The organism is Serratia marcescens subsp. marcescens ATCC 13880 (assembly GCF_017299535.1).
Lineage (GTDB): Bacteria > Pseudomonadota > Gammaproteobacteria > Enterobacterales > Enterobacteriaceae > Serratia > Serratia marcescens.
This window is the reverse complement of record NZ_CP071239.1, coordinates 1-24,383: the sequence shown is the minus strand read 5'-3', so window position 1 is coordinate 24,383 and position 24,383 is coordinate 1. Positions and strand designations below refer to the sequence as shown.

At 56.6% G+C, this 24,383-nt stretch carries 25 protein-coding genes and 2 pseudogenes; 15 read left to right on the top strand and 12 right to left on the bottom strand.

Going from position 1 to position 24,383, the window contains the following annotated elements:
* Window position 1: 1 nt before the first annotated feature.
* Genes J0F90_RS24570 through traW form a run of 4 tightly spaced genes read right to left on the bottom strand, consistent with a single transcriptional unit; the run spans window position 2 to window position 2,406 of the window.
* On the bottom strand, window positions 2-388 hold the full coding sequence (locus tag J0F90_RS24570) for a hypothetical protein (RefSeq protein ID WP_033641527.1): 387 nt from the start codon (window positions 386-388) through the stop codon (window positions 2-4).
* Between the two features lie 10 nt (window positions 389-398).
* Window positions 399-1,397 carry a conjugal transfer pilus assembly protein TraU gene (gene traU, locus J0F90_RS24565; protein ID WP_014072593.1) on the bottom strand — a complete coding sequence of 333 codons (999 nt, stop codon included), beginning with the start codon at window positions 1,395-1,397 and terminating at the stop codon, window positions 399-401.
* Window positions 1,394-1,771, bottom strand: coding sequence for a hypothetical protein (locus tag J0F90_RS24560; RefSeq protein ID WP_033641528.1), 378 nt, complete (start codon window positions 1,769-1,771; stop codon window positions 1,394-1,396). Before J0F90_RS24560 ends, traU begins: the two co-directional genes overlap by 4 nt.
* 11 nt (window positions 1,772-1,782) lie before the next feature.
* Window positions 1,783-2,406 carry a type-F conjugative transfer system protein TraW gene (traW, locus tag J0F90_RS24555; protein WP_033646075.1) on the bottom strand — a complete coding sequence of 208 codons (624 nt, stop codon included), beginning with the start codon at window positions 2,404-2,406 and terminating at the stop codon, window positions 1,783-1,785.
* Window positions 2,407-2,480: 74 nt separating this feature from the next.
* Between traW and J0F90_RS24550 the strand changes: the two genes are divergently transcribed.
* The 5 genes and pseudogenes from J0F90_RS24550 (at window position 2,481) to tnpA (ending at window position 6,200) form a co-directional block, all read left to right on the top strand.
* A protein-coding gene (locus J0F90_RS24550) for an IS3 family transposase (RefSeq protein WP_103086435.1) occupies window positions 2,481-3,646 on the top strand; the annotation gives its coding sequence in 2 pieces (ribosomal slippage) (window positions 2,481-2,745 and window positions 2,745-3,646; 1,167 coding nt in all).
* Between the two features lie 18 nt (window positions 3,647-3,664).
* Window positions 3,665-3,823 (top strand): annotated as a pseudogene (gene tnpB, locus J0F90_RS24545) (IS66 family insertion sequence element accessory protein TnpB); the annotation flags it as partial.
* 19 nt (window positions 3,824-3,842) lie between these two features.
* Entirely contained in the window at window positions 3,843-5,462 is a 1,620-nt protein-coding gene (gene tnpC / locus J0F90_RS24540) for an IS66 family transposase (protein WP_014072597.1), read from the top strand.
* On the top strand, window positions 5,372-5,812 hold the full coding sequence (locus J0F90_RS24535; RefSeq protein ID WP_327280565.1) for a transposase domain-containing protein: 441 nt from the start codon (window positions 5,372-5,374) through the stop codon (window positions 5,810-5,812). Before tnpC ends, J0F90_RS24535 begins: the two co-directional genes overlap by 91 nt.
* A 19-nt stretch (window positions 5,813-5,831) precedes the next feature.
* Entirely contained in the window at window positions 5,832-6,200 is a 369-nt protein-coding gene (gene tnpA, locus J0F90_RS24530) for an IS66 family insertion sequence element accessory protein TnpA (protein WP_072009626.1), read from the top strand.
* Here the strand turns inward: tnpA and J0F90_RS24525 are convergent.
* From J0F90_RS24525 to J0F90_RS24515, 3 genes are all read right to left on the bottom strand, one after another.
* Window positions 6,188-8,308 (bottom strand): peptidase domain-containing ABC transporter, encoded by a 2,121-nt coding sequence (locus J0F90_RS24525; protein ID WP_033641511.1) that lies wholly within the window; start codon window positions 8,306-8,308, stop codon window positions 6,188-6,190. The genes tnpA and J0F90_RS24525 overlap by 13 nt on opposite strands.
* Window positions 8,301-9,575: an HlyD family secretion protein gene (locus J0F90_RS24520; protein ID WP_014072568.1), complete on the bottom strand. Its 1,275-nt coding sequence runs from the start codon at window positions 9,573-9,575 to the stop codon at window positions 8,301-8,303. Before J0F90_RS24520 ends, J0F90_RS24525 begins: the two co-directional genes overlap by 8 nt.
* A 218-nt stretch (window positions 9,576-9,793) precedes the next feature.
* A complete protein-coding gene (locus J0F90_RS24515; RefSeq protein ID WP_126186633.1) occupies window positions 9,794-10,030 on the bottom strand; it encodes a hypothetical protein in 237 nt (78 codons plus the stop codon).
* Window positions 10,031-10,578: 548 nt separating this feature from the next.
* Here J0F90_RS24515 and J0F90_RS24510 point away from each other — a divergent pair.
* A complete protein-coding gene (locus tag J0F90_RS24510; RefSeq protein ID WP_014072569.1) occupies window positions 10,579-11,802 on the top strand; it encodes an IS91 family transposase in 1,224 nt (407 codons plus the stop codon).
* Between the two features lie 133 nt (window positions 11,803-11,935).
* Window positions 11,936-12,748 (top strand): annotated as a pseudogene (locus J0F90_RS24505) (IS91 family transposase); the annotation flags it as partial.
* 613 nt (window positions 12,749-13,361) lie between these two features.
* Here the strand turns inward: J0F90_RS24505 and J0F90_RS24500 are convergent.
* The 3 genes from J0F90_RS24500 to J0F90_RS24490 all read right to left on the bottom strand — a co-directional run bounded on the left by J0F90_RS24500 (window position 13,362) and on the right by J0F90_RS24490 (window position 15,166).
* Window positions 13,362-13,604 carry a plasmid partition protein ParG gene (locus J0F90_RS24500; RefSeq protein ID WP_033641514.1) on the bottom strand — a complete coding sequence of 81 codons (243 nt, stop codon included), beginning with the start codon at window positions 13,602-13,604 and terminating at the stop codon, window positions 13,362-13,364.
* 2 nt (window positions 13,605-13,606) lie between these two features.
* Window positions 13,607-14,230, bottom strand: coding sequence for a ParA family partition ATPase (gene parA, locus J0F90_RS24495; RefSeq protein ID WP_033641516.1), 624 nt, complete (start codon window positions 14,228-14,230; stop codon window positions 13,607-13,609).
* A gap of 171 nt (window positions 14,231-14,401) precedes the next feature.
* On the bottom strand, window positions 14,402-15,166 hold the full coding sequence (locus tag J0F90_RS24490) for a tyrosine-type recombinase/integrase (RefSeq protein WP_227944657.1): 765 nt from the start codon (window positions 15,164-15,166) through the stop codon (window positions 14,402-14,404).
* A 444-nt stretch (window positions 15,167-15,610) separates the two neighbouring features.
* On the opposite strand from J0F90_RS24490, the gene J0F90_RS24485 reads away from it, so the two are divergent.
* The 5 genes from J0F90_RS24485 to J0F90_RS24465 all read left to right on the top strand — a co-directional run bounded on the left by J0F90_RS24485 (window position 15,611) and on the right by J0F90_RS24465 (window position 18,975).
* On the top strand, window positions 15,611-16,495 hold the full coding sequence (locus tag J0F90_RS24485) for a restriction endonuclease (protein WP_014072573.1): 885 nt from the start codon (window positions 15,611-15,613) through the stop codon (window positions 16,493-16,495).
* Between the two features lie 71 nt (window positions 16,496-16,566).
* Entirely contained in the window at window positions 16,567-17,499 is a 933-nt protein-coding gene (locus J0F90_RS24480) for an Rpn family recombination-promoting nuclease/putative transposase (RefSeq protein WP_014072574.1), read from the top strand.
* Between the two features lie 27 nt (window positions 17,500-17,526).
* Window positions 17,527-18,162: a DUF2913 family protein gene (locus tag J0F90_RS24475; RefSeq protein WP_014072575.1), complete on the top strand. Its 636-nt coding sequence runs from the start codon at window positions 17,527-17,529 to the stop codon at window positions 18,160-18,162.
* 25 nt (window positions 18,163-18,187) lie between these two features.
* Complete coding sequence (locus J0F90_RS24470; protein ID WP_033641517.1) at window positions 18,188-18,649, top strand: STM2901 family protein; 462 nt, start codon at window positions 18,188-18,190, stop codon at window positions 18,647-18,649.
* The gene (locus J0F90_RS24465; protein WP_014072576.1) at window positions 18,649-18,975 is read left to right on the top strand and encodes a DUF1493 family protein; all 327 of its coding nucleotides are present in this window, start codon (window positions 18,649-18,651) and stop codon (window positions 18,973-18,975) included. The genes J0F90_RS24470 and J0F90_RS24465 overlap by 1 nt, the downstream gene beginning before the upstream one ends.
* Here J0F90_RS24465 and J0F90_RS24460 read toward each other — a convergent pair.
* Window positions 18,972-19,136, bottom strand: a complete 165-nt coding sequence (locus tag J0F90_RS24460) for a hypothetical protein (RefSeq protein ID WP_227944658.1) — start codon at window positions 19,134-19,136, stop codon at window positions 18,972-18,974. The genes J0F90_RS24465 and J0F90_RS24460 overlap by 4 nt on opposite strands.
* A gap of 447 nt (window positions 19,137-19,583) precedes the next feature.
* On the opposite strand from J0F90_RS24460, the gene recA reads away from it, so the two are divergent.
* Genes recA through umuC form a run of 3 tightly spaced genes read left to right on the top strand, consistent with a single transcriptional unit; the run spans window position 19,584 to window position 22,402 of the window.
* The gene (recA, locus tag J0F90_RS24455; protein WP_014072577.1) at window positions 19,584-20,693 is read left to right on the top strand and encodes a recombinase RecA; all 1,110 of its coding nucleotides are present in this window, start codon (window positions 19,584-19,586) and stop codon (window positions 20,691-20,693) included.
* Window positions 20,693-21,073 carry a translesion error-prone DNA polymerase V autoproteolytic subunit gene (gene umuD, locus J0F90_RS24450; RefSeq protein WP_042706893.1) on the top strand — a complete coding sequence of 127 codons (381 nt, stop codon included), beginning with the start codon at window positions 20,693-20,695 and terminating at the stop codon, window positions 21,071-21,073. Before recA ends, umuD begins: the two co-directional genes overlap by 1 nt.
* Before the next feature lie 54 nt (window positions 21,074-21,127).
* The gene (gene umuC, locus J0F90_RS24445; RefSeq protein WP_014072579.1) at window positions 21,128-22,402 is read left to right on the top strand and encodes a translesion error-prone DNA polymerase V subunit UmuC; all 1,275 of its coding nucleotides are present in this window, start codon (window positions 21,128-21,130) and stop codon (window positions 22,400-22,402) included.
* Between the two features lie 880 nt (window positions 22,403-23,282).
* Here the strand turns inward: umuC and J0F90_RS24440 are convergent.
* Complete coding sequence (locus J0F90_RS24440; RefSeq protein ID WP_227944659.1) at window positions 23,283-24,371, bottom strand: Replication protein; 1,089 nt, start codon at window positions 24,369-24,371, stop codon at window positions 23,283-23,285.
* Window positions 24,372-24,383 lie beyond the last annotated feature (12 nt).

Below are 24,383 nucleotides of genomic sequence, written 5' to 3'. Positions count from 1 at the left end.
GTCACACTCCCCCCTCAGCCATCAAGAAACCCAGGAAGAAAATCGAAGCGAGGCCCACAGTCAGCGCATTAAGCAATAACAACGCCTCCATTGATGGCCAGAAATCAACCCCTTGCACCACTATTCCGAATAGCGAAATTACAAACCACAACACCCAGGCAACGAAGCAGACCAGGCCAGAGGCATAAGGACCAGATGACGTGTCATTCGGTTCGAAAACCACCACCCATAAAACAATGATCAACGTCCCTAACACGCATAAACCAAGCCATAAAGGCCAATTCAAAAAGGTCTGCTCTTGAGAGCCGGTTCTCAACGAAACCGCCCCCAACCCCAGAAATACGACCCAACTCAGTGGATAGAAAAATGAAATACGTTTAGAAAACATGGGCAATTCCCTATAAAAAAACGCAGTTGCGCTTGCGCCACATGACGTAGCCGAAGTTCTTCTTGCTGGCCGGTGAGTTGTGGCCCACCTCCCAGCGCATCACGCTGCGCCCCATCGGGTGACAGCGGGCGCTGTCCGGGTACATGTTCACCATCTGATAACGCCACCGCTCTTTCGGCATGATCGGCGACGGGTATTCGAAGCAGACCGCGCGGTCTTTGCCGATGGACTCCATGATTTGCCCCTGGCGGTGCAGTTTGAACGCCATCTTTTCCGAGACCAGCACCGACGACTGCAGCGGGCTGATTTCCTTGGCCACCCAGCCGTTGAACGGGTACATCGACCCCTGACTGCCGGCGCACCAGAACAGCGCGTCGATCGACAGATGGAAGCCGCTGGCAATGGCATCGGCCGCGCAGGCGCCCTGCGCCAGCGGGTTGGCAAAGACCACGGCTTCCGGGTTGAGAATGGTGGTCAGGCTGCTGTCGACCCAGGTCGGATCGATTTCCGACAGGTAGGCGATATCCATGTCCCCACCCTGCAGGCAGCCCGCGGAGGTGATGATGTTCAGCCAGTAGGTCAGCGGGTACTTGTACCAGTGGACGTGATAGAACGCGGTGGTCACGTCCCCTTTGCCACTGCTGCCACCCGTGCCGGTGCCAATCTTGCCGAGATTGATACTGAAGCCGCCCAGATTGACCATGCAGCCCGGCGAACGGGTCACGTCAGTCATGGCCATCGGCTCCCAGTACCCCATTGCCATACCGATACGCTGAAAAATCGGCGGCGGCATGGGGCAGAACTGGATAGGGCTGCCCGGATTGCTGGTATCCGGCAAATCCCCTTTCCCGACCGGAATGCTCCCAATCGAGAGCGGGAAGATGCAGCGCCAGCAGATATCGGTGATCGGGTTAACAAAGCGCCCCTGACAGGCCGCATCCGCCGCCTGTGACGGTGCCGAAAACAGGCCTGCCACGACCAGCAACGCCGAGAGCCAGCACCGGGTCATGCGCGACGCTCCTGGCAATGCGTCGCCCACTGCGTTCCCCGGTAAATCTCTTGCACATCACCGGCGGCAACCATCCGAGCGGTGGGACGTGCCTCATCCTGCGGCGGTAATAACGCAGCCAGGGTGCCCAGCAGACTGTCGATAAGCGCCAGCTTGTCGAACAAATAAGGGCAGTGACCGTCCTGATCGGCAGGCAGCTGTTTACGCAGCTCGTGGGCTACCTCACGGCACTCAAGAATGCATTTGTAGATCCCACCGTTTGCCGACGCCGCCTTGCGGATGGCCATCAACTCGCCGTGGCGCGCGGCCAGCAATTGGCGACAGCTCTGCAGCTGATTCTCGGTCGCAATAAAACGTTTACGTGTCACAAACATACTGTTCCCCTTCAGTTCGCGCTGCCGGCGGCAGGAATGGATTCGATACGCAGCCGCAGGCCGCTCGGCGCCGCCGTGATGCGCGCCGGCACCGTCGTCAGCCCGAACCGGCGCGACAGCGCCCCGCCCTGATCGAAGTAGATACGGCTGTCGAGCGCGGCAGAGGTCTTGGGAATGTCGCCGTTGACCAGAATGACCTTCACCATCAGGGTCTCCGGCTGCTGCGCCTTCATCCAGGCAACCTGCTGCGGATCGTCGCCGTCGATGAAATACAGCGTCTGCGCGAACGGTACGGTGGCCAGCGGGTTGATAACGTCGCCCTTGCGGGCAAACACGCGCCCCTTGTCGTCTTTCAGGTCAGAAGAGAGCTGCACGCTCGGGTCGAAGAAGCGTTCGGCATAGCGCTCGGTTTTTCCGATGCCGGCGACCGGCTCAGGCCGCTGGCTGTGCTTCACGGTACGCTCTTTGAACGCAGTCATTTCCTCATCCCAACGGCCGCTGCGCTGCAATTCGGTCAGCCTTTCGTGAATGGTCTGCAGCATGTCCGGCTCGGTAACAGGGTACAGATCGCCCCAGGTGCCGAAGTCTTTGGCCACCGCCATGCTCGTAAGCTGAGAAAGCCCGAGCACCGCTATCTGTAGTGGTTCAGCAATTTCGGACACCTCAATAGCCTGTTAATGTAACGACAGAAAATTGAGGTAAGCGAGTAATGACCCAACGTAAACAAACCAAACGCCGTTTTTCTCCTGAGTTCAAGCTGGAAGCCATCGAGCAGGTGACTAAATACCAACAGCGTGCTGTTGATGTCGCTCTAGCCCTGGATTTGGATCCCAGCCAGCTTCGTAAATGGATCCGTCAGTATGAAGCCGAGCTCCAGGGGGTTACGCCTGCCGGCGTGGCAGTGACACCAGACCAGCGTCGCATCCAGGAGCTGGAGAAACAGGTTCGCCGTCTGGAGATGGAGAAAGAGATTTTAAAGCAGGCAGCCGTGTTGATGAGCGAAATCCCCGTCAAATCTGTGCGCTGATCACACGGCTAAAAATGAAATGGCCTGTAGCAGAATTATGCCGTCTGTTGAAGATGCCGCGCAGCGTTTATTACGCATCGCGGTACCAACGTGTTGATGCCGAACGCCTGGAACTGCGAGCACAGATCCGGGCGTTACATCAGCTTAGCCGCGGGTCCGCCGGCAGCAGGACGTTAAGTTTGCTGATGCGCAGGAAGGGTTATGCCATTGGGCGCTGGTTGGCCAGAAAACTGATGCAGGAATGTGGTTTACTCAGTCGCCAACCGGGGAAGCACCGGTATCGTGGAGCCCGAGAAGAAGCAGTCGCCTCGCCAAACCTGCTGAAAAGGCGATTTATGCCGGCCTCACCGAACCAGGTATGGTGTGGAGACATCAGCTATATCCGCCTCCATGGCGGTTGGTGTTACCTTGCGTTGGTCGTCGATCTTTATTCACGCCGCGTGGTGGGCTCGGCACTCTCGTTATCACCGGATGCGAATCTAGCCTGTCGCGCGATGCGTAATGCCCTGGAGACACGGCGGCGTCATGGGCGACTGCTCTTTCATTCAGACCAGGGCTGTCAGTATAAAAGCAAACAATACAGACAGTTATTATGGCGAAGTGGGGTAATGCAAAGCATGAGTCGCCGAGGAAACTGCCTGGATAACTCACCGATGGAAAGGGTGTTCCGAAGTCTGAAAAGTGAATGGATACCGAGCACAGCGTATAAAGATCTGCATCATGCCTCGCAGGATATTCAGAGCTGGCTACAAACCTGGTACAACCAGATTAGGCCACATAAATATAACGGAGGGTTATCCCCCTGCGAGTACGAAAAACAATGGAAAGAGGCTACGAAGGTGTCCTGATTTTGTGAACCACTACACCTTTGCCTGTTCGTCAAGCGCCTGGAGCGCGGTCACTTCGTCTGGCCCTCCGTCAGCGACGGCAAAATCCACCTGACGCCAGCGCAGTTGGCCATGTTGCTCGAAGGCCTCAACTGGAAACACCCTCAGCGCGTATATCCGTCTGGCCTGCGCGTATAACCTGTTGTAATGTTGAGAGATGAAAACCGAAATCCCCGACGACATTGACGCGCTGAAAACCATGGTGCACCAGCAGCAGGTGTTGCTAAAGCAGCTCCAGGCTCAGATGTGCCGCTATGAAGGGCAGGTAGCCGGCTATGAGCGGGAAATCGAACGCCTGAAGAGCCAGCTCGATAAACTCAAACGGATGCTGTTCGGCCAAAGCTCGGAAAAACTGCGCAACAAGCTCGAGAAAAAAATCCGCGAGGCCGAAAAACGGTTGGACGAAATGGAAGGCCGGCTGCATACCGCCAAGGGGGGGCTGGAGGCCGTAGCAGCGGTAACGGCGGAGTCTGCTGAAACAGGCGTTGTTCCAGAAGGGTCGGCAGAAAAACCGGTCACACCGCGCCCTTCATCGCGCAAGCCGCTGCCGCCGACGTTACCACGTGAGACCGTGCGTATCGAACCGGCGGAAAAGGTCTGCCCGGTCTGCGCCGGCGAATTGGCGGCGCTGGGTGAAACGGTCAGCGATCAGTTGGATATCATCAACAATGCCTTCAGGGTCATCGAAACGGTGCGGCCGAAGCTGGCCTGCCGGAAGTGCGATGCCATCGTGCAGGCCCCCTTGCCGGCGAAGCCGCTGGACCGCAGTTATGCCAGCCCGGGGCTGCTGGCGCGTATCCTGGTGAGTAAATACGTTGAGCATACGCCGCTGTATCGTCAGAGCGAAATCTACGCGCGGCACGGCCTTGAGCTGAGCCGTAACACGATGGTGCGTTGGGTGCAGGCACTGGCGGAAAAACTGAGTCCGCTGGCCGATGCGCTGAACCGGTACATCCTGTCGGCGGGCAAGGTGCATACTGACGATACGACGGTGCCGGTACAGGCACCGGGCAATGGCAAAACACGCACCGCCCGGTTATGGGTCTACGTGCGGGATGACCGAAACGCCGGGGCATCGATGCCACCGGCGGTGTGGTTCGCCTACTCGCCAGACCGCAAGGGTGCACATCCTCAAGGGCACCTAGCGGAATACCGTGGCGTACTGCAGGCGGATGCGTATGGCGGTTATGACGCGCTGTATGAAACCGGTCGAGTAACGGAAGCGGCGTGCCTGGCGCACGCGCGAAGAAAAATCCACGACGAGCATGCCCGGCGCCCAACGGCGCTGACGACCGAGGCGCTCAGACGAATAGCGGAGCTGTATGCCATTGAGGCCGATATCCGGGGCAGCCCGGCGGAAAGTCGGCTGGCGGTCAGGAAAGAAAAGAGCCGGCCGCTGATGCAGTCGCTGTACGAGTGGATCCAGGAACAGATGAAAACGCTGTCTATACACGCAGAAATGGCGAAGGCGTTCGGCTACATGCTGAAGCAGTGGGGTGCGCTGAACGTGTTCTGCGGAGACGGTTGGGTCGAAATCGACAACAACATCGCTGAAAACGCGTTGCGGTGCGTGGCGTTGGGGCGAAAAAACTGGTTGTTCGCGGGCTCGAACAAAGGCGGTGAAGCTGCGGCGATCATCTACAGTCTGCTAGGCACCTGCAAGCTGAATGGCGTGGAGCCAGAGGGCTGGTTGCGCGATGTACTCGGCAAAATCAGCGACTGGCCATCGAACCGGGTGCACGAACTGCTGCCCTGGAACCTCACAACCGTAAAATAATCCTTACGCTACGTCCTACACAGGGCGCTTACGGTTCAAACGTGACGCTTACGTTGAAGCAGTGGAATGCGTTGAATCTCTACTGCGAGAACGGCTGGGCGGAAATCGACAACAATATCGCGGAGAACGCCCTGCGCGGAGTCGCGCTGGGGCGAAAAAACTGGCTGTTCGCCGGGTCAGATGCAGGCGGAGAGTGTGCTGCGCTCCTGTACTCGCTGATCGGCACGTGCAAACTCAACGGCGTAGAGCCGGAGGCGTGGCTGCGCTACGTCATCGGACATATCCAGGACTGGCCGGCGAATCGAGTGCGCGATCTGTTGCCCTGGAAAGTCGATCTCACCTCACTCTAAGCGTCAATACGGTTCAAATGTGACGCTTACGAAAAAACGATGGACTATTGAAGATAAAAAACACCATGTCGCCGCCTGGCGCTCCAGTGGACTTACCCGGCAGCAATATGCCGAACTACATCATATTGCCTTTACTGCGATGCGCGAATGGCCGCAGGTGGTCGCAAAATACGAACGCAGGAAAAATGAGTCAGGATTGCTTCCGGTACATATTTCCACGGACTTACCTGCTGGAAATCCGTCGCAGATGGTCAACGATCCCATTATGCTGTTTTTGCCAGGCGGCATCCGTATGAGTTGCCACTCCACCCAACTCACTGATGTTTTCAGGGCGCTCAAACATAAGGGACACAGCCTAGTACAGTTTACCTTATATCACTGGCGCTGACACCTGCTGTCGTCTAGGTTAATCACCCGATCTGCCGACGCAATGGTTGATTCTCGATGGGCAATGATCACCCGCGTAATACTGAGTGCCTTAATCGCCTGATTCACCCTCGTTTCACTCTCCTTGTCCAGCGCACTGGTCGCCTCGTCCAGGAACAAAATCGCCGGCCTCTTGTAAATGGCCCGGGCAATGAACAAGCGTTGCTTCTGCCCGCCGGATAATCCTTCCCCCAGCTCACCAATCAGGGTTTCGTACCCCATCGGCATGCCCATGATCACCTCATGCAGATAGCTGGTTCGGGCACAGGCTTCCATCCAGGCGTCATCCAACTCATCTGTGAATCCGCAGATATTTTCCCGAATCGAGCCGGAGAACAACTTGTCGTCCTGCATCACGCAGGCGATCATCTTGTGGTAGTTGTTGATGCCGAGCTGCCGGATATCGATGCCGTTCACCTCAACCTGCCCTGAATTTGGGGGAAACAGCCCGCACAGCACCTTCATCAACGTGGTCTTGCCAGTGCCGGACGGGCCGACGATGGCCACGCACTCGCCTGGCGCAATGTTGATGTTCAGGGCATCGAAGACTGCCGGTGACTGACTATCGTACCGGTAGCTCAGGGCGTGGGTAGACAGCCCCGCGGGGTGCATTCCCCCCGCGTAGGGAAGGTCGGGTTTACGGTTTTCTCGTGGGTGCAGGGCGATATCGGCAATACGTTCGTTATGCAGGCTCATCATGCGCAGCTGCAACAAAAATTCCGTCAGCGACCCAATACGGTCAGAAAACTGTCCCCGAAAGGCGCCGAACGCAACGAACATGCCGAGGGTCATCTGATTGTCGATCACCAGGCTGGCCCCCAGCCACAGTATGACAACCTGGTCACAGGTTGCCACGAAGGTGTTTATCCCGCCAAACAACATATCCATTTTGGTGATCCGGATATCGGTATTGATGCTGTCGATTTCCAGGTTGAGCCAGTGGGCGATGCGGCGTTCCGCCATGCCCTGCATCTTGACCGTGGCAATACCGTACAGCGTCTCCATAAAATAGGAACCGGCGCGGGCATTTCTCACCAGCGCTTCTTCAGACAACTGGCGATAATACCCATAGGTCAGCAGGCGCATCAGCACGTAGAGCCCGGTGAAGGCGACCACCACCCCGCTCAGCCAGCCACCATACAGCACCATCATCACCAGTACACCAATCACCATGATGCCATCCATGATGGCGCCGACGATACTGGTGGTGAAGGTGCTGCGCAGCGTATCCAGTGAACCGAAGCGAGACTGAATGTCACCTAGCTTGCGCCGTTCAAAGTAACCAAGCGGCAGGCGCAACAGGTGGGTAAACAGGCCGGACTGCCACTGCACGTTGATGAGCGTCGACATGACCAGTCCGGACCAGGCGCGCACCATGCCAATGGCGGCACGCAACAGGATGAACAGCATCAGCCCAACGCAGATGAGCGTCAGTAACCCACGATCCCCGGCGGGAATAGCGTGATCCATCACCAGCTGCGTGCCGATGGGCATCACCAGGTTGATGATTTCGAACACCAAAGACAGGCAAAAGATCTTACCGAGCGCCCCCTTGAGACCGTGTACACTGCCGATCAGCGAACGAAGGCTGAATTGATGGCGGACGCTGTCGGCGATGAAGGTGCTGCCGGGCCAGACCTCTAGCGCTACGCCGGTGAAACTGTGCGACAGTTCCGTCAGGCTGACGGCCCGGCGCCCGCGCGCCGGATCATGCAGCACCGCGCGGTGACCGTTGACGCTGACCAGCACCACGAAATGGTTGAATTCCCAGTGCAGAATGCAGGGCAGTTTTAGCGCACCGAGTTCGTCCAGATCCAGAGACAGAGGACGGGTGCTCAACCCCAATTGCTCGGCGATGCCGGTCAGTCCAACCAGCGTTGCACCGCGGGTTGACAGGTTGAACTGCCGGCGCAGTGCGATCAGGTCGATGTTTTTGCCGAAATAACCGCAGATCATCGCCAGACAGGCCAGTCCGCATTCCGACGACTCGGTCTGGTGCACCATAGGAACCCGGTGGCGCAGCCGCAGAGCCAACTGGCTAACCAATTGTTTGAACGAGAGCTTATTCATTGACCGGCCCCGTTGCACTGTGCTTCATGTCGTAGAACGGTGACAGCATCCATTGATAAATCTTCCTTTTTTCCAGAAACAGGGTGCTTTGCGCTTTCATGCCGTTTTCCAGGCTCAGATGTTTACCGTCGTAGGCAATGGCCTGTTTCTCTGGTCTGACGATGACCTTGTAGTACGGCACGGTGGCAGACAGCGCGGCTTTGGGCGCCCCCTGATAGGTCTGCATTTCCTGTGGTGAGGCCGGGGCTTTGGAGATGACGGACACCGTACCGGCAAACTGGCCGAATTTTTCCGCCGGAAAGGCGTCATAACGCACATTGACCTTGTCACCGGTCGCTATGTAGGGGATGGCGTCGTTGGGCACCCACAGCACCAGGGCGTAGTGATCGATGTCGTGGGGGATCACCTGCAGCAGACTGTCACCCACGTTGACCATCTGGCCAACCGTGACGCTCAGCGAGTCGATGCGGCCGCCTGCCAGCGCGCGAACGATGATCGCCCCGCCGGCATCGATGTTGAGTCGCTCCTTTTGCAGTTCGTAGCGCTGCAACTCCATCTGGTAGATCTGGTTATCAAATTCGGCCGCCTGGGTATGGATCTGGCTTTCCAGTGCGGTGATCTGCAGCGCATTCTGTTCGTTCTGTCCGGACAGGCTCAGCAGGTTGTTCTGCTGCTGGTAGTACAGCGCCACCTGGTTGGTAAGCTGATCCTTGTTGATCAGCCCCTTGGTCTGATAGTGCCGGTAGTTCTCCATGTTATCCTTCATGATGCGTATCCCTTCCTGGGCGCGTCGGAGGATGTCGGTGGAGCGGGTGAGCGCGGCGGTATATTGCACCTTCTGTTTTTCCAGCATGGTGAGCGTGGCCTGCTTGCTGCTTTCCAGTCGGCTGATGATTTGCGCAATGCGCGCCAGCTGGTCATCGATATCCCGTTGCTGGTTATCGCTGACCACCCCGCTGCGGGTACTTTTGCTGACGTCAATCTGGTAAATTGGCGCTCCGGCGGCGATCACCTGCCCTTCGGTGACAAATTGTTTGACCACTACCCCCTGAACGGAGGAATAGACATTGGCGGCCCGGGGATAGGTGCTGATCTCACCGGTTACGTTGACCCGCCGGGTATAGGTACCTGCGATCACGAAAGTGAGAAAAGCAATGAGAAAAAACAGGCAGAGCCCTGCCGTGAGCCAAAAGGGAATACCAGGCAATAGCAATGCCCGGCCACGCCATTTCAATTTATGGTTATCGACCGCTTCTTGACGAAACACCGTTTATTCCTTAGGGGAGGGAAAAACCACCTTACTAGGTAGGTGGTTCGTTTACTATTTTATATCAATATCCCCGACGAAGCACTATTTAAATTTAGCGGCACTGACCTTACTTCCCTAATTCAGGACGTGGCAGATAGCGATAGTGCTAGCTCGAGTGTTATTAACGTTGCCATTTAAAACAATGGCAGACATATAACGGTTAATAAATTAACCATTTAAGGTTTTTTGTTTCCGTTTATTTGGTTTTTAATCAACTCATTTGTTGCTGTAGCACCAGCACCAATTGCCACCCCTTCGCCAGCTTTTTTAACGATGCCAGCTCCATATTTTGCGACAGCTCCAGCGTTTTTAGTCACCGTGGTACTAATGAGTCCGCCGAGAAGTTTAAGTAAAGCACCCATACTCCCCCCTGAAACCATCTTAACTTCAACTTGTGATAATTCTTTCATCATACTCTCCTTGGTTGCTAAACAATTTAATAAGAAAACAAATGTTACGATATGGAATCTACAAACGGGTAGGCCATAAAGTCAATGTTTTTTTGTTATGTTATAACGAACCATCAAGTGCCGGCGGAATATTACTGGTACACCTGCCACGAATTTAGTGCCCCTGCGGGCTGAGAGATCCCCAGAAATCAGGGCTAATAAATCAGCACCATATTCTGGTAGGCTCTGCAAAGGCTATTTAAAACGGTGCTTAGCACCGTTCGCCTTAACATTAGGCTGTGTCCCTTAATTACCTAGGCTATAGTAACTGCCTGTTTCCACAACACATGAACGTAGCGCCCCTGCGGGACGAGCACGGCAGCGCAGCTGCCTCAACCGTCTTTAAGATCCAGCTTCACCTCAACGCCGACGCTGTCTGACAGCCCTATCGATCGCAGGGGGAGCATGCCCCTGCCGCGTTAACACCCGCATAAAATGAGCAAGTCTGCGACGTGAGCCGGCTGGCGCCGACGCCCTTTTCCTGCCCGATAATGCCCTGTAGACTCTGCCCCATGTATATTCCGCGCCCCGCAAAGCTGCTGTTCCAGCATGACGAAGGCTGGAGCCGCTATCTCGACAAACACGGTGACGCCCTCAGCGACTGGACCAAACTCGCCGTCGAGCGCATGCTTGCCTGCGGCACCTGTGCCATGGGCGTACGCCGCTACTGCTGCGCCTCGCCGGGCTGCACCCACGCCCGCTTCTTCTGCCAAAGCTGCAAATCCAAAGCCTGCAGCAGCTGTGGCCTCAAGGCCACTGAGCAATGGACTGCCGAACAGCAGCACATCCTGCCCGACTGCGACTGGCAACATATCACCTTCACCATGCCGCACCTGCTGTGGCCGTTCTTCAACAACAACTGGCCGCTGCTGAACGACCTGTTTCGCTGCGCCACGCGTGCCATGCTCCGCTGGGCACGTCAACAGGGGATCGAAGTCGGTATCTTCTGTGCGCTCCATACCTACGGCCGGCAGCTCAATCAGCACCCGCACATCCACGTTTCCGTTACCCGCGGCGGACTTGATGTCAAACACAACACTTGGCGTAATTTGTTCTTTAAAAAGAAAGAAGTGGAAGCCATCTGGCGCAATGCCGTCGTCTATCTGCTGCGGGACAACTACGCCCGCATCAATCCCGGCGCCCTGCCGGGCCTGGGCCATATCCGTAACGAAGATCGGTGGTACCACTACCTGCATGCACAATACCGGCGTTGCTGGAAAGTGCACTTTGCCAAAAAGACCCGCGGCGCCTGGCGCAGCGTGAAATACCTGGGCCGTTATCTGAAGCGCCCGCCGGTGGCGGCCTCACAGCTGCGCCACTACCGCGGCGGTGCCGTGGTGCATCAGTATTACGATCACCGCACGCAGCAGCACAAACGGCAGAAAATCAGCCAGGAGGAGATGCTGCAGCGTTACGTCAGCCATATTCCGGCGCGGCATTTTAAAATGGTGCGGTACTACGGTTTTCTGGCCAACCGCAAGCGAGGCTCACTGCTGCCGAAGGTCTACAATGCGCTGGAAATGACGGTACGGGAAAAACCGAAACGTCCCGGGTTCGCGGTGCTGATGAAAGGCTTCCTGGGAACCGATCCGTATCAGTGCATCCTGTGCAAGGGCCGACTGCGTTTTGCCGGCGCCATGGCGGGCGAGCACGCGACAAAAATGCTCTCTGACAGGCTGCACCGGATGGCCAAAAAACGATGGCTTCAGACCCCGGCTCTGGATAAGTGTGCCTGAAAAAAGAGTTTTAGCGTAAAAACACGGCAAAACTGTCATTTATACCTATTACCACACGACAGGTCGCACCACATGGTGATCCTCATTGCCCCCGTCCATGGTTAGGAAACTAAAAAAAGGTCGATTGAGTTTCCTAACCATCGAGGTCGGTATCTTCTGCGCGCTCCACACCTACGGCCGGCAACTCAATCAGCATCCGCATATCCACGTGTCTGTCACCCGCGGCGGTCTCGACATCAAACACAGCACCTGGCGGCAGCTCTTCTTTAAAAAGAAAGAGGTAGAGCAAATCTGGCGCAACGCCGTGGTTTACCTGCTGCGCGACAACTACGCGCAAATCAACCCCGGCGCCCTGCCGGGTCTCGGCCATATCCGTAATGAAGACCGGTGGCACCGCTACCTGCATGCCCAGTATCGCCGTTCCTGGAAAGTTCACTTTGCCAAAAAGACCCGCGGCGCCTGGCGCAGCGTGAAATACCTGGGCCGGTACCTGAAACGTCCGCCAGTGGCGGCTTCACAGCTCCGGCATTACCGCGGCGGGGCCGTGGTCCATCAGTATTACGATCACCGCACGCAGCAGCACAAACGCCAGAAAATCAGCCAGGAGGAGATGCTGCAGCGCTACGTCAGTCATATCCCGGCCCGGCATTTTAAGATGGTGCGCTACTACGGCTTCCTGGCCAACCGCAAGCGGGGCTCACTACTGCCGAAGGTCTACGACGCCCTGGCGATGACGGTACGGGAAAAACCAAAGCGGCCCGGTTTCGCAGTGCTGATGAAGGGCTTCCTGGGCACCGATCCGTACCAGTGTATCCTCTGCAAAGGCCGGCTGCGTTTTGCCGGCGCCGTGGCGGGCGAGCACGCGACAAAAATGCTCTCTGACAGGCTGCAGCGGATGGCGAAAAAGCGATGGCTTCAGGGCCCAGCTTTGGATAAGTGCGCCTGAAAATCAGGTTTTAGATTAAAATAATATCAAAACAGGCATTTTTCAGCATTACTCTGCGACAGTCCGCACCATATGGGGTTCTTCCTTGCCACTGTTCATGGTTAGGAAACCCAATAAAGGTCGATTGAGTTTCCTAACCGTGGACGCCCGAAGGGTGGCGACGGCTCGACGGCGCCATGCGCAGCACGACAGCGCGCCCGGACGCCCAAATTACGCCAAATATGCAAAGTACAAGTAGAAGTGAGCGTTATCACCGACGACGCAGTTCTGCACAACGCCTCACATGCAGAAGGCACGCCAAAAACTCGAATTATCCAACCTGGTTGCCGTCACCAGCGCCGTCCAGGTGAGGCTCACAATGGCCATGATGGGCCTGCACATTGATTTGCGCGAGGAGCGCCCACGAGTGGCATAGTCGTTACTGATTTCTGTATTTAAAGAAATATGATTTTCATTAAATACAGATAATCGTAATGATAGCTTTCAAACGGTACGCAGGGAGTTACGGCTCGACAGCAATGATGAGTCGTAACCTGCCTGCCCTACCGTCTCACCATAAACGCAAAAGCGTTTAATCTTAAAATCGCATAATCGTAAAACAGTAAATACAGAATTACTCTTTTCCGTATTTATCATATAACAGCTCGCGCACCTCATCGGCGATCTTGGTGCCCCTCAGGGCACAGGCAGACTTGATGGCCTTATGCAGGCTCTCCGGGATATCAATCGTGAGTCGCTTCATTTTCTCGACCGGCTGCAGTGGTGCTTCTTCGACAGCGCGACTTTCCACCCAGGCATCCGCACTGGGTGCAGGTTTGGTTGGCTTGGCACCGAAAGTCACTTTTTTCCCACTCATACTTATTGCTCCAAAATTTCGTTAACCAGGGCGCCGATCTCTTTTGACGCCGCCGAATCCGGCTCTAGCTCGAAGACGGCTTTACCGACCGCAGCGGCCTCAGCGAAAATCACGCGCTGTGAAACCGTGGCCTTCAGCACCGGCGTTTCATACGTCGACAGCGCCTCGCCCACATCGCGGCCTATCGCAGTATTTACGATTTTACGATTAACCGCAAATACAGATTTAAGGTTTTCTTTATAAATCTTGGCTTCCTGGATCAATGTGACCACTTCCTGTGCCGCCCACACGTCATACGGACTGGGCTGAACAGGGATCACCACCAGGTCTGCCGCCATAATGGCGGAACGGGCCAGATCCGTGACGCGGGGTGGGCCATCAATGATGATGTGGTCATAATCCTGGGTGAATTTGCCGATATCCTTGTGCAGCGTGGCGCGCGGCAACCCCAGCACCGGGAAAGCGGACTCATCTTCCCGTGCTGCCGCCCAATCCAGGGCGCTACCCTGAGGATCGGCATCAAGCAGCAATACGCGGGCACCATCCGCCGCCAGACGGGCAGCAATATTGACGCTGAGAGTGGTTTTGCCAACTCCCCCTTTCTGGTTCAGTACAGAGATAATCATCAGGTACTCCTGGTATGAGTTATTACGATTTTCAGTAAAACCGTATTTCTGCAAACTAACAATTACGATTCAATTGCAGTGTATGCATAAGCGCGGGCAAGGTCAATACTGAAATCATCAAATACGCTTTTCCGTAAAATCGTATTTGCGATTAATTGTAAAACCAGATAGTTATCTTAGATAAGGGAGCGCCAGCAGCTCCCGCGCTTCATCAACGGGCAGGGAGAAAGCCAGATCCGGCGTGACATCCAGGGCGAAGATCCGGGTATAAATTTCGGTATTTTCCAGGCGCTTGTGGCCCATCAGCGCCTGGACCTGTTTGACGTGCACATCGTTCATCAGCAGATGCATCGCATAGCTGTGGCGGAACGTGTGCGGGGTGATGGGGCGCACCGAAAAAGTCACGCCATCCTGGGCGGCACGGCGAACCGCCGCCCGCAACCAGTTACGCGGCGTCTCCTGGCTGGCCACATCCCACATCGGCGTCGCCCGGCGTGTCAGCAACTTGAATGTCGCAAAATAGCCCTGCAGCCGGCGCACATACCCCGCATCCGGCAGCGGCACAGCCCGGAACGGAGCCTCCCGTCGCTGCTGCTCTTCCTTGGTCGGCCGGCGGCGCGGCCGGGGCGCGCGTTGCTTCAACGTGCGCAGCCGGACAAACGGCAGATCGCCGTTGAAGAACACATCCCCCGGCGTCAGCGCCAGGGCTTCATTGATGCGCGCGCCGGTGTTCCACAGGGTTTCGATCAGCATGCGCTGGCGCAGATCGGGCAGGTAGTCGAGCAGCACCGCAATTTCGGGCGCCAGCAGGTAGCGGGGCACATCCAGTGAGGCGGCCAAGGCCATTTCGCGCAGCCGCACGGCGCGCGCGAAGCCGCCAGGCAGACTGATCGCGCTACGTGAAATCTGTCCCATCTCGAGGGGGATGATACTCAATTTTTCATTCTCCGCACTCTGTGCACTTTTCGGCCTTCAAAGGCCGCGATCGCGCTTTGACACCCTCGGCGATCGCCGGGTTGGCGCTCAATGCACTATTGTGCCGTGTCAGCCCCGGCGCCGTGAAGCCGAATAAATCGGTGATCGGTCAGGACAGCATCGCATAAATATTGGGGAAAAAACGTAATGTGCGTAAAAAACACAATCATCAATGACGCCGGTTGGCGCCGACATGACAGGCGTAACGCAAACACCGTCCCTAATCCGCTGTGACACAAGGGAAAATCAGCCAGGGGGCGGCCGGGCAGGGCGGTTGGGGAGTCTACCGGTAATGCCCAATCACTGAAACAGAAGCAAACCGCAACAGCTTTGGAACTTTGTCGAAAGCACGATAAAATGGTGGGATGGATAGATAAGATAAACGCATAAGGCCGCTCACAACATATGAAATTTACCCAGCAGGACATTAAACTGTTCGATGAAATATTTAAAAGCGCCTCCGGTTATGTATTGGACTTTTCAAATAGAACGATGCGGGAGTTTTTTGAAGAAGAACTTTCCATTGATATTGATAACGAAATATATCTTGATGAGGGCGATTCAAAAGCAAAAAGATTACGGTGCTTTATCAAAAAGACCGACCGCGATACAGTGTTAAAAGTCATCGATAAGCTGTGGGTTTATCGTAAATTAATGACAACAGATCCTGTCACGGCGCGGGATGAAATCTTATATGCTCAACTTGTTGAGAGAATAAATAATACCGACATAGTCTCTGCTCAAGGAATAATACCGCCAACCATTTCTGTCATTCAGTCCATTGATGTAGGTTATTTTCTTAATGAATTGGAAACCATGAAATCAATGCCCCCTCAGCAACGGGGATACCGATTTGAAGGATGGCTTAACGAACTCTTTTCCGCATTCCGCCTGTCGCCCAATGCTGGATTTAGGATTACCGGTGAGCAAATTGACGGGAGCTTCAACTTACACAATGAAACCTACCTTATTGAAGCAAAGTGGCACAATCAAAAAACCTCAGCCCTCGACCTGCATGTCTTTCAGGGGAAACTAACGCAAAAAGCAACCTGGACTCGCGGGGTTTTTATCAGTTGGCAAGGCTTTTCACCTGACGCATTGAATGCCTGGGGAAATTCAAAAAGCGTTATCTGTGTAACAGGCTATGATTTATATCACATGCTGTTGAATAATATCAGCTTGATTGACATGCTTGAAAGGAAAATACGCATCGCGGCAGAAAGAGGCGAGTATTACGTCAGCATTGATAAACTTTACCCAGGCATCATTAAGGCTGGCCACCCAAATTAATCGTTTTCGACAGAGAGCGCGGTTTTTATGCCAAATAGTGAGCTTTCACCGGAACATGATAGGATACCATCATGAAAACGACCCCAACTGCACATGATGCGCTGTTCAAACAGTTTCTGACACACCCGGAAACAGCCCGAGATTTTCTGGAGGTGCATTTGCCACCGGCATTGCGCCAGGCGTGCGATCTGAATACTCTGCGACTGGAATCCGGCTCGTTCGTTGAAGATGATCTACGCGCCTATTACTCTGACGTGCTCTATTCGCTGAAGGCCGGGCAGGGTGACGGCTACATTTACGCGCTGATAGAACACCAGAGCTCCCCCGACAAACAGATGGCCTTCCGTTTAATGCGGTATGCGATTGCCGCCATGCAACGCCACCTTGCCGCCGGCAACGAGCAACTGCCGCTGGTTATCCCAATCCTGTTCTATCATGGGCAAGTCACACCATACCCATATCCGATGAGCTGGCTGCAGGCATTCAGTGATCCGGAGCTGGCCGGCCAGCTGTATAGTGGTGAATTCCCGCTGGTCGACGTCACGGTTATTCCTGACGACCAAATCATGCAGCACCGTCGCGTGGCCATCCTGGAATTGCTGCAAAAACATGTCCGTCAACGCGACCTGGCCGAGCTGCTGGAACAACTGGTCACACTGCTTTTGGCCGGTTACACTACCAATGAGCAGCTGACGTCACTGATGAATTACATGCTGCAGGTTGGTGAAACCCGCAACCCGGGCGAACTATTATCAACCCTGGCATCACGGGTGCCGGAACATGAGGATACTCTGATGACGATTGCAGAAAAACTCCGCCTTGAGGGCGAACAACGCGGCTTGCAGAAAGGTATGCTGTTAGGTGAAGAAAAAGGGCGTCAGGAAGGGATGCTTGAAGGCAAACTCGAAGTTGCCCGGACCATGCTGGCCAACGGCCTCGATCGCGATTCGGTGATGAAAATGACCGGGCTGACCGCTGACGACCTGGCCCAAATTCGCCACTAATCCCAACGTCGACGGGCAGGGTAGCCATTGACAGATAAAACCGCATCCGTATCCCCGGAAAACACCACCTCAGCGCTCAGCCATCTGGCGTTCTGCGCCCTGGCGGCGCTGGGGCTGGCTCGCCAGGACGGTATAGCCGGCACACCCTATGCCGAAAACCTGTTCCTGATCCGCTGGCTAGCCACAGCCCAGAAGCAAAAACGCTTCCCCAGGAGCGTGGCGATAGACATCCGGTGGTTACTCGACCGTGGCCGTAAACACGGCCCGGCTGGTAAACTGCGCCAGCATCTTGACTATCTCTTTCGCTCCTGCAGCGGCAACCTGGCCGCTCAGTCCGACCTGTTCCGGCTCACCTACGCCTCCGAAACCCTGAAAGATCGGGACTGGGACAACTATGTGATGGATGCCCGCGAGTGGCGGTCGGAAACCACCCTCACACCGTCCCAGCACAACGGTTTTTACGTCGAAAAAACGGCGCTCAATGCCGCCTTCTCTCAGGATGGCCATCACCTGCAGCCGGTCTCTTTTCGCATTGTCGGCGATGTCGATACGTTCATTCAGGTCATGGCAGAGTATGGACTGCTGGCCCGCCTTGCAGACAGCAAGCCGACATATCAAACGGTAACACTGGAGCCAGGCGAGCACAGCAACGCGCCAACCTGACATCCCCTACGGTAAAGGATAACCTATGGATACGGTTGAGGAATTAAACGGTACGTATTTCTACAAAGGATATACCCAGTTGACGCCCCAGCAGCTGTGGTGGCTTATCACCGTCGATGCGCTCCGTGAACATCTGGGGATCAGCATTGCCGATGCCGTCCTGCTCGCATCAGGGCAACCCTGGCTTCCCACGCGCCAAAAGCCGGGGACCGCTACACCAGGCACGTCAATCGCCTCGCGACTGTCACGGAAATACCTGGACAAGCCTTTGCCGAAAGGTATCCGTTTACCGACACTGGTGGGTGAAACCCCACAGCGCCTGCACATCAGCTACGTGAATAACTGGGGAAAATTTATCGGCCGCAATGTTCCCTGGCTGGGGTATGCCCTGTCGGCCTGGACCATTTACGCGATCGGCCGCGATGTGAAAGACCGTTTCAACCTCATCGCCCGTCCGGCAGACAGAATTCAGTGGACCTATTTTTGATGATGAAGACGCCCGCACAAATAGAGCAAGAGATCATTGATTATTACTACGAAAATTTCAGCCCGCGGAAGTATGTCTTCTGGGGCCCGAAAGAACAGGTAACCCTGGACACACGCTTGCGGGAAGATCTCAAGATTGGTTGGGATGACGGTGACGATGCGATCAACACCTACCTGTCCATATGGCATGTCGATCCGGCTGGCATGGAATTCACCCACTATTTTGCCCCAGAGTTTTTCGGTTCAAAGGTGCCCGAACAGCCCCTAAAACCGCTGACCATCAGAATGCTGGTCGAGTCGGCCAAAGCCGGACGCTGGTTGTATTAGCCGGATTGGATGTCAACCGCCAGCATCCTGACGCGTTGTCGTAACGTTTCTGCAGGAAGAGCATCAATCTCCGGTAACAGCGCCGCCAGAGACAGGGCCTGGATGGCCAACTCAATTGCCCTCGGCGGATCAGCATGCTCATAGCGGATGTAGGTACGCATCGAAATCCCAAACTCCTTTGACGCCCGTTCCTGTGTCCATCCCAGTCCCGTTCGCCATAGTTTCAGCTCAAATCCAGTCATCACAGCCCCTAAAACATGTCATTTTGTCATATTATTGCAATGCAATTTGGCAAACAATGACGCCAGTAGCAAGTGACGATCACGCCTGGAAACACAACATTTAGTACCTCATTCAGCTGCTTTAGACACAATATCTTGTGTCTCTCGGGCTACATGGCAGATAACGATCAGCCCCTCTGAAATCGTGCTAAACCGCAACAAGTGAGAGACAGAAAAAAATCCACTTCAAAATGAGCGAGTTGTTCCTCTATAGCTGAAAATCGCGCCCTATCGCTTGTCATTCCCCCTCAGATTTATATTATACTGGTTATACATACAGTATCATTATAATAACGCATTCGATTCCCGACCAGAGGAGAACATGAAATGAGCAACGCATCACTCACTCGCACATCGCAGGACACGGCCGGCACACAGGAAAGTCGCGCCAAAGCGCTGCAAAGCGCCATCACCGCCATCGAGAAGGCGTTCGGCAAGGGCGCCATCATGCGCCTGGGTGACAACCATGGCATGGCTGTTGAGCGTATCCCGACCGGCTCGCTCGGCCTCGACATCGCGCTAGGCGGCGGCCTGCCGGTCGGCCGCATCACCGAAATCTACGGCCCCGAGTCGTCCGGCAAGACCACTGTCGCCCTGTCGGTCATTGCCTGTGCCCAACGAGCCGGGCTGCAATGCGCCTTTATCGATGCCGAGCACGCGCTCGACCCGCGTTACGCGCAGCAGCTGGGCGTCGATATCGGCGAACTCCTCATCTCCCAGCCCGACACCGGTGAGCAGGCGCTGGAAATCTGTGACGCCCTAGTGCGCTCCGGCGCCGTCGGTGTGGTGGTGGTCGATTCCGTCGCCGCCCTGGTGCCGAAAAACGAGCTGGAAGGGGAGATCGGCGACGCCCAGATGGGTCTGCAGGCCCGCATGATGAGCCAGGCGATGCGCAAGCTGAAGGGCAGCATCAACACCACCCGCACGGTGGTGATCTTCATCAACCAGCTGCGCATGAAGATCGGCGTGATGTTCGGCAACCCCGAAACCACCGCCGGCGGCAACGCCCTCAAGTTCTATGCCTCGGTGCGTCTCGACGTGCGCGGCGCCGGCAACGTCAAGGAAGGGGAGACCATCATCGGGCGGGATACCAAGGTGAAAGTGGTCAAGAACAAGGTCTCGCCGCCGTTCCGCCAGGCGCAGTTCCGGCTGCTGTTCGGCGTCGGTATCTTCCGCGAGGGCGAAGTGCTGGATCTGGCCGTCGACGCCAAATATATCCTCAAGACCGGCGCCTGGTATGAGTATCAGGGGGAGAAAATCGGGCAGGGGCGCGAGAAGGCCACCGGCTGGCTGCGCGACCGTCCCGACGTGGTGGCCACATTGACCGCGCAGCTGCGCACGCACTACCTGCAGGCCGCGCTGCCGGCTGCGGATTCAGTCGACGCGGACACGCCCCCGGATGACGATGCCTGGCAGAGCGCGCCGGAGGCCGTGTGATGCCGGTACGCTTCTATGACACCGGCGTGCCCTGCGGGTTTCCGTCGCCGGCGCAGGACTACCTCGAGCAGCGCCTGTCGCTGGACGACATCTGCATCCGCCACCCGGAGAGCACCTACCTGGTGCGCGCCGAGGGGCAGTCGATGCAGGACGCCGGTATCCTCGACGGCGACCTGCTGGTCGTGGAATGTTTCTACCGGGCGCAGCACGGCGACATCGTCATCGCCACCGTCGACGGCGAGTTCACCTGCAAGCGCCTGCAGCTGCTGCCCCGGCCGATGCTGTTGCCGGCCAATCCGGCCTTTGCGCCCATCCCTCTCGGTGATGACATCGAGACCGTGATCTTCGGCGTGGTGCGCCACGCCATTCACACGCTGTAACCCGACCCTGGTTATCGCCATCTGCTCATTCCGCAAAGCCCGGAGAACCCCGCCATGTTTGCCCTGGTTGACGTCAACAGTTTCTACGCCTCCTGCGAAACCGTCTTTCGCCCCGACCTGCGCGGGCGGCCGGTGGTGGTGCTGTCCAATAATGACGGCTGTGTCGTCGCGCGCAGCCGCGAGGCGAAAGCCTGCGGTATCAAGATGGGGGAGCCCTGGTTTAAGGTCAAAGCGCAAGCTGAAAAGCTAGGATGCATAGCATTTTCAAGTAATTACGCGTTGTACGCCGACATGTCGCATCGGGTGATGGCCATCCTTGGTCAGCTGACGCCGCGACTGGAAGTATATTCAATCGATGAATGTTTCTGTGATCTGACCGGTATCCCGGCAGCGCAACTGGAGTCGCTCGGTCGGCGGCTGCGTGAAGAGGTGCAGCGCCGCACCCACCTGACGGTCGGCGTCGGGATCGCGCCGACCAAAACGCTGGCCAAACTGGCCAACTACGCCGCCAAGACCTGGCACAAGACCGGCGGCGTGGTCGACCTGAGCGCTCCGGCGCGCCAGCGACGCCTGATGGCGCACGTGCCGGTAGAGGAAGTGTGGGGCGTTGGCAGGCGGATTGCCCGCCGGCTGGCGACGATGGGGATCAGCACCGCGCTGCAGCTGGCCGACATGCCGGCGGCCGCGGCGCGCCGTCAGTTCTCGGTGGTGCTCGAGCGCACGGTGCGGGAGCTGAACGGCATCGCCTGCCTGGGCCTGGAGGAATTTGCGGCGCCGAAGGAGCAAATCGTCTGCTCCCGCTCGTTCGGCGACAAGCCCACCGAGCTGGACAGCGTCAGTCAGGCAGTCTGCGCACATGCCGAGCGCGCGGCACAAAAGCTGCGTGGCGAGCGGCAGTTCTGCCGGCACATCTCGGTGTTCGTGGCCACCAGTCCGTTTGCCGCCGGCGAGACCTATTACGGCAACCAGGCGACCACCCGACTAGCAACGCCCACCCAGGACAGCCGTGACATCATTCAGGCCGCCCGGCGGGCGCTCGAGCGGATCTTCATCGCCGGCCACCGCTATCACCGTTGCGGCGTGATGCTGGGCGATTTCACCAGCGAACGTGTGGCGCAGTTCGGCCTGTTTGACGACGCGCCGCCGCGCAAAAACAGCGATCGGCTGATGCAGTTGCTCGACAGCCTCAATCAGGACGGCCGGGCGCCTGTGTGGTTTGCCGGACAGGGTATTCCCGATCGGGCCGACGGCTGGAAGATGAAACGACAGCGGCTGTCGCCGGCCTGGACTACACGGCTGCAGGATGTCCCAGCTGTGCGTCTGAAGTGAATGCGCGTCAGCGCATGGAGGCGACAGCTGAGCTGCATGAGAACGCCATCAGGTCAGGGTCGCCGGAGACGCGGCAAAGCCGCCCAGGCCTGATAGGTATCGCCTATCCCATCCCTCGCCCTGCAAGACCAGTCCCGCTAAATGCCATGTATATCTTTGTGTGCGCCGTCGGAGTGGTCACGGCAAGGCGTAGCCGCAGTCGGGGCGTATCTCCGCGTTAGCGGGCCGTGAGGGCCGCTTACGGGCGTGTACGATAGAACTTACAGCGATGCTACTCAAAGCGACTCAACTCCTAGTTACAACATCCATCATTAAAAGCGACACTGTTCCGGCCCTTTGGGCCGGGGCGGGGCCGCTTTTCAGCGGTGGTGAGGGGCTTTGTGGGGCTAAGGTTGGCGAATTTCATTGGTTGGGAAATTTCGGCAGTTCCGGCCTGGGGAGAGGGTCTTTTGCCTGCAGTCGTGACTGCAGGTGCTACATCAGGTTTTTGTTAAGAGAGGAAGGGAGTTGAGCGGGGTTCTGTTTTTGCCCGAACGAAGTGAGGGAGGTACTCAACAGCAACGGCGTAAGCCGGTGCGCTGAGTGACTCCCTTTATTTAAAGGGCTTAGTTTGTTCAGAAACAACCTTCGAAATTAAGCATTTCTCCGAGTGGTATTTCGAAGTTAATACTGCCTACGAAGTTAATGTCGAAGTTAAGAGTTTATTCGTTGCCGATCGATGTCAGCAATGCCCCGGATCGACGTCGGCGGCCGTAAAAATCACGCCGGCATCAGCCGAAACAAGTCGGCCGAATGGCCAACCTGGCATCAGCGGCGAGAAACAAGCAGCACAAAACCCCCGCGGATCAGACAGGGGAAAAATTCTGTATGTGGGAGGAAATTAGGCGGGGATAGCGCCGGCACGCTCCAGCAGCAGCCGGTAGAACGCCTCCGGATCGCTGTTCAGCAGTCCGGGCTGTTCACGTTTGAGCGTATTCTCCAGCTGCATCGCCTTCAGCGGCGAGCGGCCCATCGTCCACTGCACCCAGGCCTGATAAAAGCCGTTCTGCTTCTGGCGCCGGGCGGCGGCCAGCTTTTTGATGCCGGCGGCGGTGTCGTCCAGCAGCGTATCCAGCCGCTGCGCGTCCTGCTGCCGCCTGGCCAGTTCGTTGTCAATCACCTGCTCCGCGTTGCGCTTGAGGTTTTGCAGATCGGGACTCACCACCCAGCGCCGGATCTTTTTCAGTCGGTTCTTCAGCGAGTGCTTGCGCTCGATGTCGATCCCCAGATGCGCAATGCGCACCAGGTGGCGCTCGTATTTCTTGCGCAGGCTTTCCGTCAGCCCGTTCTTGATGGCCCACAGACGGTACTGGTTCAGCCACTGGCGAATTTCGTCCACCTGGATGCCGCGGCTGGTGAAGAAGTTCTCTGTCAACCAGATACGCAGCGGCTTGTTCTGGCCGGTGTCGGTATCCTGCCCGCGCGACACGATGAGATAGTCCAGCTGCTCGAGCACCGACAGCGCATGCAACGCCACGTCATACGCCTTGCGGCCGCTTTCGTAGACGTGCAGCACCCCCATCGCTTTGGCCACGTCCTCGAACGGCAGCATGATCTCGAACGGGTAGTCGCTGTCCGGGTTGTAGTCGCAGTTGGCGCCCAGCACCATCGAGAGCACCGTCAGCGCTTCACGGCTCTCCGAACGCGCAGCAATGCGCATCGGTTTGGGACGGTAGTCCGGGTTGTTGCGTTGGGTATAAGGGATATAACCCTGCCGGCGCAGACCGATCAGGTCATCATTACGCCGCCAGTCGTGGCTGCTCATGCGCGCCACCACCTTGCTCGCCATGCCTTTCGGCACCCGGCAGCACAGGTTTGGGGTGTAGCGACGATGAATTTTTTGTTGCCCGCGCCGCAGCGCATTATTGGCACCACGGCGTGAAATGGTTGATTTTACAGGATTTACCTGTGCGGCATTTTGACTATGCACGTTCCCCTGCAC